We start from the raw sequence: 17,062 nt of genomic DNA, 5'->3' as shown, positions 1-17,062 counted from the left end.
TCACACGGGCTGGAGCTCTGGCATTCCCGTGCGCAGCTCGACGGGCAGGTGCCCGAGGTCGTTGTGCACGACGAGCACGGGTGGTTTCGCCGACCTGACACGAATGATGGTCAGCCCGCAGTTGGCCTGGTTCAGCCCGAGCCAACGCCATGCCGGTGCGTCGAAGACGTGGCGCACGAACCAGCCGATGACGAAGTTGTGCGTGATGAGCAGGTCGTGACGATCGCCCCGTGCCGGTGTGAGGAACTCGTCGACGGCATCCGCCATCTGCGCACTCCCCGCCTCGATCTCCGCCTCGGTGACGCCTCCGAAGAACGACTCGAACGCCTTGGGCATGTCGGGTGTCGGCCCTGAGGGGATGCAGTCGAAGAGCAGGCTCGACGGTTCGGGCGAGAGCGCCGGCAGGCGGTGTGCCATGATCTTCGCCGTCTCCTCGGCTCGCCGCAGCGGCGAGTGGTACATCGAGGTGAACGGGATGCCGCTGAGCCGCTCGGCGATCAGCGTCGCCTGACGCTTGCCGCGGCCCGAAAGCGGGCCGTCCGGCATGCCGTGCTCGGCATCCTGTTGTTCTCCGTGGCGCACGAGGTAGAGGTAGTGGGGCAAAACGGGTGGATCCTTCGGTTCAGACCAGACCGGAGAGCACGTCGTCATCGACGGCTCCGACCGCGGCAATGGTGAGGGGGCGGGAGGCGAGTCGGTGCGCGAGGTCGCGCACGTCGTCTGCGGTGACCAGGGCGATGCGACGCAACGTCTCGTCGAGGTCGGAGAATTCGCCGATGCTGAGCTCGGACCTGCCGAGTCGGGTCATGCGAGTGTCGGAGTCCTCGAGGGCGAGCGCCGACCCACCCGAGAGTTGCCCGACGGCGCGGGCGAGCTCTTCGTGGGAGATGCCATCGGCCGCAAGCCTCTGCAGTTCGTCGACCATGATCGAGGCGACCGAGCGCGTCTTCTGCGGCGCGCATGCTGCGTACATGCCGAACACGCCGGTGTCGGAGTAGCCGGCCGCGAACGAATACACGGAGTAGGCCAGGCCGCGCTTCTCGCGGACCTCTTGGAAGAGACGGCTCGACATGCCGCCGCCGAGCACGGCGTTGAGCACGCTCATCGTGATGCGGGCGTCGTCGGTGGCGCGCAGGCCGGGCGTGCCGATCACGAGGTGCGTCTGTTCGATCGGGCGCCTGACGGTGACGAGCGGGCTACCGCCGTCGATCGCCGCGTCCGATCTGCCGCGCCGCTCCACCGGGCTTCCTGCCTGGTGCATCGGCCATCCACCCGCCGCGAGGGCGCGCTCCACGTCGGCGACGAGGCGACCGTGGTCGACAGCGCCGGCGGCAGCCACCACGAGGTCTTGCGGACGGTAGTTCGCCTGATAGTGCTGCCAGACGGCATCCCTCGTCGCGGCGTTGATGGTGTCGGGGTTGCCGCCGATGGGCCTGGCGACGGGATGGTCGCCCAAGACTGCGGAGAAGAACCGCTCGTTGACCGCGTCGGCCGGGTCGTCCTCCGCCATGGCCAGCTCTTCGAGGATGACGCCGCGCTCGTTCTCGAAGTCGGTCGCGTCGAGCAGCGACGAGGTCACCATGTCGGCGAGCACCTCGGTGGCCATCGAGAGGTCGCGGTCCTGCACCTTGGCGTAGTAGCAGGTCTGCTCTTTCGCCGTGAGCGCGTTGTGCTCGCCGCCGACCGCGTCGAAGGAGATCGCGATGTCGAAAGCGGTGCGGTCGCGCGTGCCCTTGAAGAGCAGATGCTCGAGGAAGTGGGTCGAGCCGAAGCTGGCCGCATGGCCCGACGGGCCCGGCACGAGACCGGTCTCGTCTCTGGACCCGACACCGAACCAGAACCCGATCGTCGCGCTGCGCACGCCGGGCACGTGTTCGCTCAGCACCCGCACGCCGCTGGGCAGGACGGAGCGGGAGACAAGTGCGTCGCCGGACGCGGCGAACGTCAGATCGGCACGGTCAAGGGGGAGGTCAACGGCGCCGTTCATCCCCTTCAGACTATCGGCGATTGAGGCTTGCAGGAGGAACGCTCGCGTTTCTCCGGCAGGCCGATTGAGTCGATGAGTCGCGCGGCGAGGATATCGGCGATTGAGGCTTGCAGGAGGAACGCTCGCGTTTCTCCGGCAGGCCGATTGAGTCGATGAGTCGCGCGGCGACGATATCGGCGATTGAGGCTTGCAGGAGGAACGCTCGCGGTGTTCGGCAACCCGATCAAGTCGGTGAACGACATGGCCGCGATCGTCGCTTCCGAACCCTGAGAATCTTGTCCGCATTCTTGAGGACAAACATGATTGTCTACCCCTATATACTGACACCAATCTCCGACGTCACTCGTCGTGGAGCAGACCCACCCACAAGAGTTGAGGAGCGCCGGATGCCTGATCAGAGCGCCATCGCCCCACGCCCACCCGCGCCGGCGAAGATCAAGATTCTGAACACCGCGGACCGCCTGTTCTATGACGAGGGCGTGCACACCGTCGGCGTTGACCGCATCATCGCGCAGTCACACGTGACGAAGGCGACCTTCTACAAGCACTACCGGTCGAAGGACCTGCTCATCGCCGCGTTCATCGACGGGCGAACAGCACTGGCGCAGGATGCCGTGGCCGCCGAGCGCGAGCGCACCAGCGACCCTGCGGCAATCGTCCGCTTCATCGTCGACGGCTTCGTCGCGGAGTCGCACCGCCCCGGCTACCACGGGTGCCCGTTCATCAACGCCGCGACCTCGCAGCTGGATGCCTCCGGCCCCGTCACCCCCGCCGTCGCCGCCTGGCGCACGTGGCTGCGTTCCACCCTCGTGGAGCTGTTCACCGCGGCCGGAACACCGAACCCGGAAGACGCCGCAGACGACCTCCTGCTCGCGCGCGACGGCGCGTTCGGCGGCGGCCCGGTCGCAGACCCGGTCGCCTCGGAGGCCTCGCTGCGCCGCATGTCGGAGCGGCTGCTCGGCTGACCGCGTTCGCGGCCGGACGGCCGGCCTGCTTCCGCGAACGCTGCGACGACGACTACTACTCGGACGCGCGATCGAGTTCGAGCATGTCGCTGCGGCTCAGGCGCAGACTGCACGCGGCCATGAGGTCGTCGACCTCGACCGCCGACGCCACGTTGACGATGGGGGCGACCACGCCCCGCTTCGCGAGCAGCCACGCGACGGCGACCGTCGCCATGGTGCTGTCGTGAAGCGCCGCCACCCTGTCGAGCACCTGCAGCACGCGGTTGCCGCGACGCCCGAGGAACCCGGCGACGCCCGCGGTGCGGGCCGCGGCATCCAATCGCGAACGCGAACGGTAGGCGCCGGTGAGGAAGCCGTGTGCGAGCGGACCCGTCGGCAGCACGCCCAGCGACTGGGCCGCCGTCACGATGCGCAGGTCGCGCTCGAAGTCGCCGCGGTTCATCAGGCTGTACGGAACCTCGACGAGCGCCACCTTCGGCAGACCGGACGAGGAGAGCACGCGCGCCTCGAGCAGGCTGTCGGCCGAGAACCCGGAGAATCCGATGTGCCGCACTTTGCCCGTGTCGATCAGCCATTCGACGGTCGCCAACGTGTCGGCGAGAGCGACATCGGCATCCGGACCCTCGAGGGTCAGCACGTCGACGTGGTCGGTGCCGAGCCGCATCAGTGCGGACTCGACCGACCTCACCACGTTGATCTGGCCGAGACCTGGGCTCTCGGAGCCCGAACCGATGCGCAGGTCGATGAAGAGGTGGTCGCGGAGGTCGCGGCGATGCATCCAGCCGCCGACGATCGCGTTGCCGAGACCGCGTTCGTGCGCCTGTGACGTGACGATCAGGTTGCCGCCGAAGTGCACGTAGCGGTCGAGCACGGCCTGGGCGGCGTCGGTGTCGGCCGCGCGCGCGAGCGCAGCCGTTCCCAACGCGAGCGGATAGACGGCGAGGTCGGTCTCCCCCAGACGCCTCGGCGCGACGATCGACATCGGCGCCGTCGCGACACCGTCGTACTCGGCCGTAGCGATCGGTGCATCGAACACCGGTCCGATGCCCGTCGCTCCCCCGTTCACATGCTCACTGGCACGCACAGGATATGCCTGCGCCATGACCCCTCCAGCTCCTCAGCCCCCCGCGAGCCGATGTGACGCGGGATGCCACGTCACATCTATGTGAGTGAGCGTAGTGGACAGCCCGGCCGCACCCCGGTCGAAACGATTGAACCGTTACCAAATCTTTGGAAACTTCTCCGCTCCCCGTCAGTGCGGCTTCCGCCGGGTGTGCACGTGGATGCGAGAGCCGGCGCACCGCCCGGACAGACGGAACGCGCCCGCCACGACCTGTGGTCGCAGCGGGCGCGTTCGCGAATGAAGCGGATCAGGCCTCGACGGGCTCGGCCGAGCCTTCGGCCTGCTCGGCAGGCTTCTCGGTCTGCGCCGACTCCTCGGCGATGACCGGCTGAAGCGACAGCTTGCCGCGGTCGTCGACCTTGGTGATCTCGACCAGGATCTTCTGACCAACGGAGAGAACGTCGTCGACGTTCTCCACGCGCTTGCCGCCGGCGAGCTTGCGCACCTCGGAGATGTGCAGCAGGCCGTCGCGGCCGGGCAGCAGCGAGACGAACGCACCGAAGGCGGCGATCTTCACGACGGTGCCGAGGAACTGGTCGCCCACCTCGGGGTTGGTCGGGTTCGCGATCGCGTTCACCTGGGCACGAGCGGCCTCCGCCGACGGACCGTCGACGGCGCCGATGTAGACGGTGCCGTCCTCCTCGATGGAGATGTCGGCGCCGGTCTCATCCTGGATGGCGTTGATCGTCTTGCCCTTCGGGCCGATCAGCTCGCCGATCTTGTCGACCGGGATCTGCACGCTGATCACGCGCGGGGCGGTCGGAGCCATCTCGTCCGGGCGGTCGATCGCGGCGTTCAGCACCGAGAGGATCGTCGTGCGAGCCTCCTTCGCCTGCTGCAGCGCACCGGCGAGCACCGACGACGGGATGCCGTCGAGCTTGGTGTCCAGCTGAATGGCGGTGACGAACTCGCTCGTTCCGGCGACCTTGAAGTCCATGTCGCCGAGGGCATCCTCAGCGCCAAGGATGTCGGTGAGCGCGGCGTAGCGCGTCTCGCCGTCGACCGTGTCGGAGATGAGGCCCATCGCGATGCCGGCGACCGGGGCGCGAAGCGGCACACCGGCGTTCAGCAGCGACAGCGTGGACGCGCAGACCGAGCCCATCGACGTCGAACCGTTGGAGCCGAGAGCCTCGGACACCTGGCGGATGGCGTACGGGAACTCCTCGCGCGTGGGCAGCACCGGAACGAGCGCGCGCTCGGCCAGGAATCCGTGGCCGATCTCGCGGCGCTTCGGGCTGCCGACACGACCGGTCTCGCCGGTCGAGTAGGGCGGGAAGTTGTAGTGGTGCAGGTAACGCTTCTTCGTCACCGGCGACAGCGAGTCGATCTGCTGCTCCATCTTGAGCATGTTCAGCGTGGTGACGCCCAGGATCTGGGTCTCACCGCGCTGGAAGATCGCGGAACCGTGCACGCGCGGGATGACCTGCACCTCGGCGTCGAGCGGACGGATGTCGCGCAGGCCACGACCGTCGATGCGGATGCCCTCGCGCAGCACGCGGCCGCGCATGACCACCTTCGACACGGCCTTGTACGCACCGGAGAACTGCTCCAGCACCTCGGCGGGCAGCGCGCCCGCCTCGACCTTCTCGGCGATGGCGGCCTTCGTGCGCTCCTTGAGCGCGTCGTCGGCGTTCTGACGCTCGATCTTGTCGGCGATCTGGTAGACGTTCACGAGCTCGTCGTAGGCGATGCCGGCGACGTTGTCGTAGCTCAGCTGCGAGTAGGGCAGGAACACCGGGTACTCGGCGATGGCCTTCGCGGACTGCTCGGCGAGCACATTCTGCGCACCGACCAGCTGACGGATGAACGGCTTGGCGGCCTCGAGGCCCTGCGCGACGACATCCTCGCTCGGCTTCGTGGCGCCGGCCTGGATGAGATCCCAGCTGTGCTCGGTGGCCTCGGCCTCGACCATCATGATCGCGACGTCACCCTCGGAGCCGTCGTCGTTCGTCAGCACGCGGCCGGCCACGACGATGTCGAAGACCGCGTCTTCGAGCTGCGACGCCTTCGGGAAGGCGACCCACTGGTCTTCGTGCTCGCCCTTGCCGGGGACGAGCGCAAGGCGCACACCGGCGATCGGGCCGGAGAACGGCAGACCCGAGATCTGCGTCGACGCAGAGGCCGCGTTGATCGCGAGCGCGTCGTAGAACTCGTCGGGTGCGATGCTCAGCACCGTGATGACGATCTGAACCTCGTTGCGGAGGCCGTCGACGAACGACGGACGCAACGGGCGGTCGATGAGACGGCAGACCAGGATGGCCTCCGTCGACGGACGACCCTCGCGGCGGAAGAACGAACCGGGGATCTTGCCGGCCGCGTACGACCGCTCCTCGACGTCGACCGTCAGCGGGAAGAAGTCGAAGTTGTCTTTCGGGTGCTTGCTGGCGCTCGTCGCGCTCAGCAGCATGGTCTCCTCGTCGAGGTAGGCGGCGACGGCACCCTGTGCCTGCTGCGCCAGACGGCCGGTCTCGAACCGGACCGTGCGAGTGCCGAAGCGACCGTTGTCGAGAACGGCCTCGGCGAACTTGATTTCTGGACCTTCCATTAAGGTCTCTTCTCCTTTGTTCGTGCGTCGTCCCGTGTGGACATGACGCACTCGCCGTGCGGTGCCGGAGAAACAGGCGTGACCGAGCGACATGGGCTCCGCGCCGGCCATCAGTAGAAAAACACCATCCGACCTTCACAGCGCGAAACGACGCCGTTTGAAGAGTGCGGTTGGGATTCCACCACCGAGGACCAGCAGCCTGCCGGCTACGCATAGCGAGTTTTCGTGTGGTTATCGAACCGTGACGATCCTAGCAGAGGGGGTTGTCGAGGCTGTGGTAGTGCCGGTCAGAGGGTGTCGGCGAGCGCGATGACTCGGGCAGCGGCATCCGCCAGCGCGTCGCCGTAGCCCCGACCGTGGCTCGCTGCGTGCACGGCGAGCGGGTGCAGCTGGTGCAGGGGAACACGGTCGCGCCAGCCGGCTCGCAGCGGATGTGCCGACTCGTAGCCGGCCACGATGTCGTCGAGGTACGGGCATCCGAAGAGGGCCAGCATGGCGAGGTCGGTTTCGCGGTGACCGCCGTGCGCCGCCGGATCGATCAGCACGACGCCTTCTGGCGACCACAGCGCGTTGCCGTTCCAGAGATCGCCGTGAATGCGCGCAGGCGGTTCGCCGTCATCGAACACGCCGGCCGCGATCTCGTCGCACGCCTGACGCACGATGGATGCCTGTCCGCGGCCGATCCCGCCCGCCTCGATCGCGAGTTCGAGATACGGGAGCACGCGATCGCGCGCGTAGAACACGCCCCAGGCGCGCTCGTGTGCGGCGCGCAACGGACGGCGGCCGATGAAGAGGGGGCCGGTCCATCCGTCGGGCGGCGCGCCGAATGCCTCAGCACCTGCATCGTGCGTGACGGCCAGCGCAGCACCGAAGTCGCGCGCGGCATCCGCCGAGGGGCGCACGGAGGCGATGCGTTCGAGATCGATGCGGCCGGGTGCGACGTCGATCACGCGGACGATGCGCGCGCCGCGCGCCGCCGACAGCCAGCGAAGTCCGGCAGCCTCTGCCTCGAAGAAGAGAGGTGGGGCATCCGGGTTCGATTTGGTCAGAACGTCGGCCATCACCGCAACGCTAGCGTCGTCACCCGCGGCTGCGAGAGGAGAAAGGCGCACGCTCGGGGGAAGGAGCCAGCACTCTCGCGGGAAAAGTCGCGCTCAGGCGCGGGCCTCGGCGCGGGCACGACGGGCACGACGGGCGCGCGGGGCAGTGAGGGCGAGGCCGAGCAGCACGCCGACGACGGCGCCGATCGTGTTGGAGATGACGTCGCGGATGTCGGAGACACGACCGGGGATCCAGATCTGCGCCGTCTCGATGCTCACTGTCATGAGGAAGGGCAGGAGCACGGCGAGCCACCAGCGTCGGCGGCCGAAGAGCAGCAGGAAGAACAGCCCGATGGGCAGGAACATCAGGATGTTCGCCGTGAACTCCACACCGTTGTAGGTGACCCAATCGGTCACCGGGTGCTCCCAGAGGATGCGCAGCACCTGCATCACGATGCCGTTCTTGCCGCCGACCGGTGGCTGGGGTCCGAGCGTGATGTATCCGACGACGCCGAGATAGAGCAGCGTGACGATGCTCAGTACGGGGTGGCGGCGGAACATGGTCACAGCATTCCCGCGCCGGCTGAGTCCGCGCTGACGGAGCGCTGTGGTCGAGCCGATGACGCCGAGGATGCCGCAGCCGCAGCACTCACGCGGCCCGCTGCTCCAGCACCGCGGACAGCGCGCCGAGGTCGAGCTCCAGCTTGTACGGCGGCTCGGTCGCGAACGAGCGCACCGGCGGCGACACGAATCGGCGTCGAGCCGCGAGAGCCCGCAGTCCTGCGGTGTAGGCGACGGTCGCCTGCTCGGGAAGGAATCCGACGTGATAGACCTTGCCGGGCACCACCAGGTGCACGGCGATGCGGATGCGCAACCCCAGCCAGCGCGTCGCATCGGGAACGAGCACCGCGGTCGGGATGCCGACGGCACGAGCCGCCACGCTCTCCAGCGCCGCGCGGTGCCGGTTCGTGTCGGCGACGGGCGTGGCCGGCGCGCTGCCGGCATCCAGGGGCACGAGCTCGAGGTCGTCGATGCCGGAGAGCATCCCCGCGGAGTCCGGATTGCTCCGGCCCCGAACCAGAGACACGACGAGCAACGTCACGGCGATCGCCGCCACGACGACCGTCAGCGTCAACAGCGTCCAATAGGCGACCGGAGCGCCGTTCGGACTGATCGAGACCGTCACGGCGGCGAGCACGATCAACAGCAGATAGGGGGCGGGCTCCCAACGCCAGAGCGGCTTGCGGAGCGTGCGGATCATGCCTGCAAGGGTAGTCGGCCCGCTGCGGCCGCTTCGCCGCGTCGAAGCGCTGAGCCGACGCCCAACACGATGAGCAGCTGACCCGCGGTGTACGTGAGCATGACGACGGCGTCGTGTCCCGGAAAGACGAGCGACGGCACGAAGTGCGTGATGCCGAGCACCGAATCGGACAGCAGGAAGAGGGCGGCCCCGATCGTGGTCAGCATCGTCGTGCCCGTCGCGAGAACGGCCATTGCGCCGAGCGCCAGTCCGTACACCGCGACGGGCACGAAGAGCGGTCCGGACGACGGCCCGACCAGCACGAGCAGCACCAGCCACCACGCGGCGTAGACGACGCTCCACATCGCGGGCCTCGAGCGGCGAAGGTAGCGCCAGAACAGCACGATGTACACGATCTGCATGCAGAGGAAGAAGGCGAGCATCACGATGAACGTCGGCGCGATGTCGCCGAGCCACGCGAAGAGCAGCGCCAGCAGCAACACGAGGCACGGCGCCAGCGGCCTGCGCGGACCGAGCACGATGAAGGCGAGCGCGAGCAACGGGATGATCAGCGGCTTGACCGCGCCCGCGAGGTCGTCCGCTCCGACGGCCTCTGCGACGACATTCATGACCGAGACGATGGCGAACGGGACGAAGGCGAGCAGGCCGACCGCCCTCCACTGCACTGTGGACATGGAGTGATCGTAGGGCACCCCGGAGCCGCTCAAAGACCGCCGGCGCGGCGCAGCACGGCGCGGGCCTGCGCGATCAGCGGCTCGTCGATCATGCGTCCACCGAGCCGGAACGCGCCCGGCGCCGCGTGCGCCGCCGTAACGATGTTCCGCGCCGCCTCCACCTGCGACTCGCTCGGTCGATATGCCTCCCGCACGACGGACACCTGACGCGGGTGCAGGCAGCAGGTGGCGGCGAAGCCGCACGCGACGGCATCCTCCGCCTCAGCGGCCAGGCCCGTGAGATCATCGAGATCGACGTGCACCGCATCGATGGCGTCGCACCCCCCGGCGGCCGCGGCGAGGAGCACCGCCGACCTGGCGTGCGTCGCCACGTCGCGGTACGTGCCGTCGGCACGTCTGCTGGATGCCCCGCCCAGCGACACCAGCAGATCCTCCGCACCCCACATGAGCGCGTCCACCGCGGCATGACGTGCCAGCTCGGGTGCGGCGAGCACGCCCTTCGCGCTCTCGCACAGCGCGATCACGCGCACTCCTGGCACCGCAGCCGCCAGCTCGTCGAGCTCTGCCGCCGACTCGGCCTTCGGCAGCATGACCGTGCGGAACGGCGAGGCGCGCACGACGGCGACATCGACGGCGAAGTCGGACGTTCCCGCCGCGTTGACACGCACGACGGTGCGGGCCGTCGCCTCCGGCGACACCGCCGCCCCGAACGCGACGATCGCCCCGCGCGCGGCGGTGCGGTCTGCGGGGGCGACGCCGTCTTCGAGATCGAGGATGACGGCATCCGCTCGCTCGAGCGCCTTCGCGAAGCGCTCGGGCCGATCGGCAGGGCAGAACATCGGAGCGGGGCCGATGGCGAGGCGCCCGGTCACGGGGTGGGCCCCTCGACTCGCTGCGCTCGCTCAGGGGGCCGGGAGGCGGGCTGCGCATCGGAGAACCACATCAGCGCCGAGCGGCTGGCCGTCGCCACGACGACGCCGTCTTGGTTGCGTCCGACGTGGTCGAACGTGACGATGCCCTGACCCGGCCGGGAGGCCGACGGGCGCTTCGCGGCCACCGTGGTCTCGCTGTACAGGGTGTCGCCGTGGAACAGCGGGTGGGGAAAGGCCACCTCGCCGAATCCGAGGTTCGCGACGATCGTGCCCTGCGTGAGCTGAGCCACCGATGCTCCGACCAGCGTCGCCAGCGTGAACATCGAGTTGACGAGACGCTGCCCGAAGGGCTGGGTGGCCGCCCACGCGGCATCCAGGTGCAGTGACTGCGTGTTCATGGTGAGCGTGGTGAACAGCACGTTGTCTGCTTCGGTCACGGTTCTGCCCGGGCGATGCAGGTAGAGCGTGCCGACCTCGAGCTCGTCGTAGTACAGGCCGCGCTGCACGACGGTGCGGGTGGACGGAGCCTCTTCGTCGGTCATGTTCTCTCCTTGCGCCGGTGTCCTTCGGCCCGCGTCGCTCTCGCAGGGCTCGTCACTCGTCGAAGCCGAGCGAGCGAGCGATCAGCATGAGCTGCACTTCGCTGGTGCCCTCGCCGATCTCGAGGATCTTGGAGTCGCGGTAGTGCCTGGCCACGGCGTTCTCGTTGAGATAGCCGTAGCCGCCCATGATCTGGGATGCGTCGTGCGCATTGGCGACGGCGGCCTCGGAGCCGACGAGCTTGGCGATCGACGCCTCCGTCTTGAACGGCTGCCCGGCCGCCATCTTGAACGCGGCGTCGTAGTAGGCGAGGCGTGCGGTCTGCGTGCGCGCCTGCATGCGTGCCAGCTGGAATGCGATGTGCTGGTTCTGCCCGATCGGGTGGCCGAAGACCACGCGGGTCTTCGCGTACTCGACGGCCTGCTCGAGGCATCCCTGCGCCGCTCCCGTGCAGAGCGCGGCGAAGGCGACGCGGCCCTCGTCGAGCGTGGTGAGGAAGTTCGCGTAGCCGCGGCCGCGCTCGCCCAGCATGTTCTCCTTCGGAACGCGCACGTTCTTGAACACGAGCGGGTGCGTGTCGGAGGTGTGCCAGCCGACCTTGTCGTAGGTGGGCAGCACCGTGAAGCCGGGGGTGCCCGTCGGCACGATGATCGTGCTGAGCTCCGGAGCCACCGAGCCGTCGGCACGCCGCTTCTCCCCCCGTCACGGCGGTGACCGTGACGAGCGAGGTGATCGGCGTGCCCGAGTTGGTGATGAACTGCTTCGTGCCGTCGATGACCCAGTCGCCGCCGTCTTCGCGGGCCGTGGTCTTCGTGGCCCCGGCATCCGATCCGGCGTCCGCCTCGGTGAGGCCGAATCCGGCGAGTGCACGGCCTGCGACGAGGTCGGGCATCCACCTGGCCTTCTGCTCCTCGGTGCCGTAGCGGAACAGAGGCATCACGCCGAGACCGATGCCTGCCTCGAGGGTGACGGCGATGGACTGGTCGACCCTGGCCAGTTCCTCGACGGCGAGGCAGAGCGAGAGATAGTCGCGACCGCCGCCGCCGTACTCCTTCGGGAACGGCAGTCCGAAGAGCCCGAGCTGACCCATCTGGGCGATGATCGTCATCGGCAGGCTGCGCTGGGTGTCGTAGTGGTAGGCCTGCGGCGCCACCACGTGGTCGGCGAACTCGCGCACCGTGCGCTTGAGCTCGAGGTGCTCGGCGGTGAGCCTCGGGTCATCGCCGACCGGGTGTGTCGTGCGGCGCTTCGTCGCGGTCTCGATCATGGTCGTGTCTCCGTCGTGGGGATCGGGCGGCGGTCGTCCGCCGCAGTGGGGCCGCCCGTGGTGGGGGCAGCAGTTTCGTCGTCCCTGGTGGGGACCACGGGTTCGATGAGCGCCAACGGCTGGTCGGCCGCGACATGGTCGCCGACGCGAGAGGTGAGACGCACGGTTCCGGCCAGCGGCGCCACGACGCGGTGCTCCATCTTCATGGCCTCGATCACGAGGATGCCCGCACCCGCCTCCACGGCGTCGCCGTCGGCCACCTCGACACTCACGATCGTCCCCGGCATGGGCGAACGCACCTGCGGGTCCGCCGCCGCATCGGATGCGCCGCGCGCCGCGCCGCGCTCGGCCGCCGGCCGCGCGGACGGCAGCAGGCGGAGCACCCACGGCCCGGGCTCTGCCGAGGCGCCGTCGTCGCGGGCGAGCCACAGGGTGTCGGCATCGCGGGCGTGCAGGAAACGGGCTGCGCGGGAGTCGCGCTCGACGAGCATCCTGTCGCCGGAGCGTTCGAGCAGGCGGGAGCGCACCGCGTCGCCGTCGCCGATGCGCACGACCGCGTCGGCCGGTGCGCCCACCGAGCGCACGACGAGTTCGGTGCGGCCGACGCCGAAACGACGTTCGACGGGCGAAGGCGTGCCGAGCCGCCAGCCGGTGGGCCGCGACCACGGCGCATCGGATCCTCGTCGCCATTCGTCGTCGTTCACGAGCAACGCAGCGGCGGTGAGCGCGTCGGCAGGTGGCAGGTTCCCGCCCCCGGTCGTGTCGTCGACCGCCGCCTCGGCGTCGCGCTCGAGCAGGCGGGCGATGAGTCCGGTGTCGATGCGTGCGGCGCGCACGTCGGCATCGTCGACGAGCGCGCGCAGAAATGCCGCGTTCGTCACGACCCCGAGCACAGTGGTGCGACCGAGTGCGTCGGAGAGCCGCGCAAGAGCCTCGTCGCGGTCCGTTCCCCACGCGATCACCTTCGCGAGCATCGGGTCGTAGTCGCCCGTGATGGTCAGGCCGGTCTCGAGCGCGCTGTCCACGCGCACACCGTCGCCGCGCGGCTCGCGCAACGCGAGGACGCGCCCGGTGGCCGGCAGGAAGTCGTGTGCAGGGTCTTCCGCATACAGCCGTGCCTCGACGGCGTGCCCGGTCAGCCGCACGTCGTCCTGCGCGAACGTCAGCGGCTCGCCCGCCGCCACCCGCAGCTGCTGCTCGACGAGGTCGATGCCGCGAACGTCGCCGACGCCACAGACCAGCTCGGTGACCGGATGCTCCACCTGCAGCCTCGTGTTCATCTCCATGAACGAGAACGTGCCGGGGTCTCGCGCCGAGACGAGGAACTCCACGGTTCCGACCCCGGTGTAGCCGACGGAGCGGGCGACGGCGCACGCCGCCTCTCCCATGCGCGCTCGCAGTGCGTCGTCGACGGCAGGAGACGGACACTCCTCGATGACCTTCTGATGCCGACGTTGAAGCGAGCATTCGCGCTCCCCCAGGTGCACGACCGTGCCCTGCTTGTCAGCCAGCACCTGCACCTCGATGTGCCGAGGCGTGTCGATGAGTCGTTCGAGGAAGAGGGCGTCGTCACCGAAGGCCGCCGTGGCGACCCGACGGGCCGTGCGCAGCGCTGCCGGCAGCTCGGATGCCTCGCGCACCTCGACCATTCCCATGCCGCCACCACCCGCGGACGGCTTGACGAGCACGGGGAATCCGAGCTGTTCCGCGGCGGCCGCCAGGGCGGCGTCATCCAGGTCGCGATCGTCGACGCCGGCGTTCACGGGCACCCCGTGCTCGGCGACCAGCCGCTTGGCGCGCACCTTGTCGCCCATCGACTCGATGGCCTGGGGAGGCGGTCCGATGAAGGCGATGCCCGCGTCGGCGCAGGCGCGCGCGAAGTCCGCGTTCTCGGAGAGGAAGCCGTAGCCCGGATGGACGGCCTGTGCGCCGGTGCGACGTGCCGCCTCGAGAACCGCGGCGATGTTCAGGTAGCTGCTCGCGGCATCCGCGGGGCCGATGCGCACGGCCTCGTCGGCCTCGCGCACATGACGGGCGCCGGCATCGGCGTCGCTGTATACCGCGACGGAGCGAATGCCCATGGCCCGCAGCGTGCGAATGACCCGTCGCGCGATCTCGCCGCGGTTCGCGACGAGCACTGTGGTGAACATGGTCATCGCGATCACATCCGGAAGATGCCGAAGCGCGGTTCGCCCGGCTCGGGGAGAGGAGAACGGGAGACCACGTCGAGTGCGAGGCCGAGCACGGTGCGCGTGTCTGCCGGGTCGATGACGCCGTCGTCCCAGAGCCGCGCGGTGGAGTAATAGGGGCTGCCCTGCTCCTCGTACTGCTGTCGGATCGGTGCGGCGAACGCCTCCTCGTCCTCGGCGCTCCACGTCTCGCCACGCTGCTCGATCCCGTCGCGGCGCACCGTGGCGAGAACGGAGGCCGCCTGTCTGCCGCCCATGACCGACACGCGGGCGCCCGGCCACATCCAGAGGAACCGCGGCGAGTAGGCCCGTCCGCACATCGAGTAGTTGCCGGCGCCGAACGAGCCGCCGATCACGACGGTGAGCTTCGGAACACGTGCGGTGGAGACGGCGGTGACCATCTTGGCGCCGTGCTTGGCGATGCCGCCGGCCTCGGCATCCTTGCCCACCATGAAGCCCGAGATGTTCTGGAGAAAGACGAGCGGAACACCCCGCGCGTCGCAGAGCTCGATGAAGTGCGCGCCTTTCATGGCCGACTCGCTGAACAGGACCCCGTTGTTGGCGACGATGCCCACCGGATGCCCGTGCAGTCTGGCGAAGCCCGTCACGAGCGTCGTGCCGTACTCGGACTTGAACTCCGAGAACGTGTGCGCGTCGACCAGCGCGTCGAGCACCAGGTGCACGTCGTACGACGCCTGCAGATCGACGGGCACGGCATCGAGCACGGAGGCCGGTTCGCGCGCGGGCGCGACGCTCTCGACCACACGCCACGCCGGCTCCGCCTCGGGCGGCAGGGTCGCGACGATGTCACGCACCATGCCAAGGGCGTCTTCATCGTCCTCGGCCAGGTGGTCGGTGACGCCGGAGACTCGCGAATGCACGTCTCCCCCGCCGAGCTTCTCGGCGCTGACGACCTCGCCGATCGCGGCCTTCACCAGAGGCGGTCCGCCGAGGAAGATCGTGCCCTGGCCGCGCACGATCACGTTCTCGTCGCTCATCGCGGGAACGTACGCGCCGCCCGCGGTGCACGAGCCGAGCACGGCGGCGAGCTGTGGGATGCCGGCTGCGGACATCCTCGCCTGGTTGAAGAAGATGCGCCCGAAGTGGTCGCGGTCGGGGAAGACCTCGTCTTGCATGGGCAGGTACGCGCCGCCCGAGTCGACGAGGTAGATGCAGGGCAGGCGGTTCTCCAGCGCGATCTCCTGCGCCCGCAGGTGCTTCTTCACGGTCATCGGAAAGTAGGTCCCGCCCTTGACCGTGGCGTCGTTGCAGACGACCATGACCTGCCTGCCGTGCACGAGTCCGATGCCGGTGATGATGCCGGCGCCAGGCGCCTCGTCGTCGTACATGCCGATCGCGGCGAGCGGGGCGATCTCGAGAAAGGGGCTGCCGGCATCCAGAAGCCGATCGACGCGCTCGCGCGGCAGCAGCTTGCCGCGGGCCACGTGACGTTCGCGAGAGCGTTCGGGGCCGCCCAGCGCCGCACGGGCGAGCCGGTCGCGCAGATCGGCCACGAGCTCGCGCTGCGTGGGAACCGTGCTCGCACCCGAACCGGATGCCGTCTGATCCGCAGCCGAGGCTTCTCCGGCCAGAGCCTCTGTCATCGACACGCTGGTGCGCCTCCTCGCGCTGATCGCCCGACACCGCTTGATCTGCTCGCCGTGCTCTTCGGTTAATGTTCTCTAACCGAAATTCAGGTTAGCGATCATTAACCGAAGTGTCTAGTGTGTCGGTATGAACACCGGCATCCAGCACGCCGACGACGACGAGGACCCGACGCCGGAGACGCCCCGGCGCAAGGCCAAGGCCGACCGCAGAGAGGCGCTCCTGGATGCCGCAGCTCGCCTGTTCGCCGAGCGAGGGTTCGCGGGCGTCTCGATCGAAGACCTCGGCGCGGCGGCGGGGGTCAGCGGCCCCGCCGTCTATCGGCACTTCGCGAACAAGCAGGCCGTGCTGGCCGCACTGCTGATCGACGTGAGCGAAGGTCTTCTCGCCGGGGGCAGGGACTGCGTCGCCGATGCCGCGACGCCGCGCACAGCTCTCGAGTCGCTCATCGCGTTCCACGTCGACTTCGCCCTGACCGAGCCCGACGTCATCCGTGCGCAGGATCGCGACCTCGACAGCCTCGCCGCAGCCGACGCGAACCGCGTGCGCACCCTGCAGCGCACCTACGTCGAACTGTGGGTCGACGTGCTCGAGCGGCTGCGAGACGAGGACCGCCGCTCGCTGCGGGTGCGCGCGCACGCCGTGTTCGGCCTGATCAACTCCACACCGCACTCCAGCAGGGCGCACACGCAGAGCCGGCCTCCGCGTGCCGTCGTCGGCGCGTTGCTGCGCGAGATGGCGCTGAGCTGCCTGGTGCCGTAACCGACGCTTCGACCGTGGGTCGAGCCGACGCTGCTCACGTGGATTGAGGAGCGAGCGGCGCGGCCTCCCGCGTCTCGAAGCCCGGACGTGGGCGGGTTTCGAGACGCGCGCTTCGCGTGCTCCTCAACCCACGGCGGGGTGAGAGGCAACACAAAGTGCACGGTCCCCGGGTGAGATGTGTGCGCGCCGGCTTGCTCCGGCTCACCCGGGGACCGTGGTCTTGTGGCTGAGC

The 17,062-nt window shown here is 69.1% G+C and carries 15 protein-coding genes and 1 pseudogene; 2 read left to right on the top strand and 14 right to left on the bottom strand.

Going from position 1 to position 17,062, the window contains the following annotated elements; all coding sequences use genetic code 11:
• The 3 genes from FPZ11_RS00600 to FPZ11_RS19420 are packed head-to-tail and all read right to left on the bottom strand — an operon-like array spanning position 1 to position 2,229.
• Entirely contained in the window at positions 1-603 is a 603-nt protein-coding gene (locus tag FPZ11_RS00600; RefSeq protein ID WP_146317485.1) for a histidine phosphatase family protein, read from the bottom strand.
• Between the two features lie 19 nt (positions 604-622).
• The gene (locus FPZ11_RS00595; protein ID WP_146317483.1) at positions 623-1,987 is read right to left on the bottom strand and encodes a M16 family metallopeptidase; all 1,365 of its coding nucleotides are present in this window, start codon (positions 1,985-1,987) and stop codon (positions 623-625) included.
• A gap of 5 nt (positions 1,988-1,992) precedes the next feature.
• A complete protein-coding gene (locus tag FPZ11_RS19420) occupies positions 1,993-2,229 on the bottom strand; it encodes a hypothetical protein (RefSeq protein ID WP_146317481.1) in 237 nt (78 codons plus the stop codon).
• A gap of 144 nt (positions 2,230-2,373) precedes the next feature.
• Here FPZ11_RS19420 and FPZ11_RS00585 point away from each other — a divergent pair, with 144 nt between their 5' ends.
• A complete protein-coding gene (locus tag FPZ11_RS00585) occupies positions 2,374-2,952 on the top strand; it encodes a TetR/AcrR family transcriptional regulator (RefSeq protein WP_146317479.1) in 579 nt (192 codons plus the stop codon).
• 55 nt (positions 2,953-3,007) lie between these two features.
• On the opposite strand, the gene FPZ11_RS00580 is transcribed toward FPZ11_RS00585, so the two are convergent.
• The 11 genes and pseudogenes from FPZ11_RS00580 to FPZ11_RS00530 all read right to left on the bottom strand — a co-directional run bounded on the left by FPZ11_RS00580 (position 3,008) and on the right by FPZ11_RS00530 (position 16,067).
• A complete protein-coding gene (locus FPZ11_RS00580; RefSeq protein WP_146317477.1) occupies positions 3,008-4,054 on the bottom strand; it encodes an aldo/keto reductase in 1,047 nt (348 codons plus the stop codon).
• 268 nt (positions 4,055-4,322) lie between these two features.
• A complete protein-coding gene (locus FPZ11_RS00575) occupies positions 4,323-6,620 on the bottom strand; it encodes a polyribonucleotide nucleotidyltransferase (RefSeq protein ID WP_146322593.1) in 2,298 nt (765 codons plus the stop codon).
• Between the two features lie 287 nt (positions 6,621-6,907).
• Positions 6,908-7,681 carry a fructosamine kinase family protein gene (locus FPZ11_RS00570; RefSeq protein WP_146317475.1) on the bottom strand — a complete coding sequence of 258 codons (774 nt, stop codon included), beginning with the start codon at positions 7,679-7,681 and terminating at the stop codon, positions 6,908-6,910.
• A 93-nt stretch (positions 7,682-7,774) separates the two neighbouring features.
• Complete coding sequence (locus FPZ11_RS00565; protein ID WP_146317473.1) at positions 7,775-8,221, bottom strand: VanZ family protein; 447 nt, start codon at positions 8,219-8,221, stop codon at positions 7,775-7,777.
• Positions 8,222-8,309: 88 nt separating this feature from the next.
• Positions 8,310-8,921 (bottom strand): hypothetical protein, encoded by a 612-nt coding sequence (locus tag FPZ11_RS00560; RefSeq protein ID WP_146317471.1) that lies wholly within the window; start codon positions 8,919-8,921, stop codon positions 8,310-8,312.
• Complete coding sequence (locus tag FPZ11_RS00555) at positions 8,918-9,595, bottom strand: lysoplasmalogenase family protein (protein ID WP_146317469.1); 678 nt, start codon at positions 9,593-9,595, stop codon at positions 8,918-8,920. The genes FPZ11_RS00560 and FPZ11_RS00555 overlap by 4 nt, the downstream gene beginning before the upstream one ends.
• Before the next feature lie 29 nt (positions 9,596-9,624).
• Positions 9,625-10,434 carry an HpcH/HpaI aldolase/citrate lyase family protein gene (locus FPZ11_RS00550; protein WP_146322592.1) on the bottom strand — a complete coding sequence of 270 codons (810 nt, stop codon included), beginning with the start codon at positions 10,432-10,434 and terminating at the stop codon, positions 9,625-9,627.
• 29 nt (positions 10,435-10,463) lie between these two features.
• Entirely contained in the window at positions 10,464-11,009 is a 546-nt protein-coding gene (locus tag FPZ11_RS00545) for a MaoC family dehydratase (protein ID WP_146317467.1), read from the bottom strand.
• A 52-nt stretch (positions 11,010-11,061) separates the two neighbouring features.
• Positions 11,062-12,274: pseudogene (locus FPZ11_RS00540) on the bottom strand (acyl-CoA dehydrogenase family protein).
• Entirely contained in the window at positions 12,271-14,430 is a 2,160-nt protein-coding gene (locus FPZ11_RS00535) for an acetyl/propionyl/methylcrotonyl-CoA carboxylase subunit alpha (RefSeq protein WP_146317465.1), read from the bottom strand. The pseudogene FPZ11_RS00540 and the gene FPZ11_RS00535 overlap by 4 nt, the downstream one beginning before the upstream one ends.
• 5 nt (positions 14,431-14,435) lie before the next feature.
• Entirely contained in the window at positions 14,436-16,067 is a 1,632-nt protein-coding gene (locus FPZ11_RS00530) for a carboxyl transferase domain-containing protein (protein WP_146322591.1), read from the bottom strand.
• A 130-nt stretch (positions 16,068-16,197) separates the two neighbouring features.
• Here FPZ11_RS00530 and FPZ11_RS00525 point away from each other — a divergent pair, with 130 nt between their 5' ends.
• Positions 16,198-16,830 (top strand): SACE_7040 family transcriptional regulator, encoded by a 633-nt coding sequence (locus FPZ11_RS00525; protein WP_146317463.1) that lies wholly within the window; start codon positions 16,198-16,200, stop codon positions 16,828-16,830.
• Positions 16,831-17,062 lie beyond the last annotated feature (232 nt).

The sequence above is a fragment of the Humibacter ginsenosidimutans genome, assembly GCF_007859675.1.
Classification (GTDB): domain Bacteria; phylum Actinomycetota; class Actinomycetes; order Actinomycetales; family Microbacteriaceae; genus Humibacter; species Humibacter ginsenosidimutans.
Note: the sequence above shows the minus strand (reverse complement) of the source record. Positions and strands in the feature narration are given on the sequence as shown.

What these genes read in the sequence shown, in the direction of transcription:
- FPZ11_RS00595 (WP_146317483.1), bottom strand. Translation starts at nt 1,987, where the DNA reads ATGAACGGCGCCGTTGACCTCCCCCTTGACCGTGCCGATCTGACGTTC.
- FPZ11_RS19420 (WP_146317481.1), bottom strand. Translation starts at nt 2,229, where the DNA reads ATGTCGTTCACCGACTTGATCGGGTTGCCGAACACCGCGAGCGTTCCT.
- FPZ11_RS00585 (WP_146317479.1), top strand. Translation starts at nt 2,374, where the DNA reads ATGCCTGATCAGAGCGCCATCGCCCCACGCCCACCCGCGCCGGCGAAG.
- FPZ11_RS00580 (WP_146317477.1), bottom strand. Translation starts at nt 4,054, where the DNA reads ATGGCGCAGGCATATCCTGTGCGTGCCAGTGAGCATGTGAACGGGGGA.
- FPZ11_RS00575 (WP_146322593.1), bottom strand. Translation starts at nt 6,620, where the DNA reads ATGGAAGGTCCAGAAATCAAGTTCGCCGAGGCCGTTCTCGACAACGGT.
- FPZ11_RS00570 (WP_146317475.1), bottom strand. Translation starts at nt 7,681, where the DNA reads ATGGCCGACGTTCTGACCAAATCGAACCCGGATGCCCCACCTCTCTTC.
- FPZ11_RS00565 (WP_146317473.1), bottom strand. Translation starts at nt 8,221, where the DNA reads ATGTTCCGCCGCCACCCCGTACTGAGCATCGTCACGCTGCTCTATCTC.
- FPZ11_RS00560 (WP_146317471.1), bottom strand. Translation starts at nt 8,921, where the DNA reads ATGATCCGCACGCTCCGCAAGCCGCTCTGGCGTTGGGAGCCCGCCCCC.
- FPZ11_RS00555 (WP_146317469.1), bottom strand. Translation starts at nt 9,595, where the DNA reads ATGTCCACAGTGCAGTGGAGGGCGGTCGGCCTGCTCGCCTTCGTCCCG.
- FPZ11_RS00550 (WP_146322592.1), bottom strand. Translation starts at nt 10,434, where the DNA reads ATGTTCTGCCCTGCCGATCGGCCCGAGCGCTTCGCGAAGGCGCTCGAG.
- FPZ11_RS00545 (WP_146317467.1), bottom strand. Translation starts at nt 11,009, where the DNA reads ATGACCGACGAAGAGGCTCCGTCCACCCGCACCGTCGTGCAGCGCGGC.
- FPZ11_RS00535 (WP_146317465.1), bottom strand. Translation starts at nt 14,430, where the DNA reads ATGACCATGTTCACCACAGTGCTCGTCGCGAACCGCGGCGAGATCGCG.
- FPZ11_RS00530 (WP_146322591.1), bottom strand. Translation starts at nt 16,067, where the DNA reads ATGACAGAGGCTCTGGCCGGAGAAGCCTCGGCTGCGGATCAGACGGCA.
- FPZ11_RS00525 (WP_146317463.1), top strand. Translation starts at nt 16,198, where the DNA reads ATGAACACCGGCATCCAGCACGCCGACGACGACGAGGACCCGACGCCG.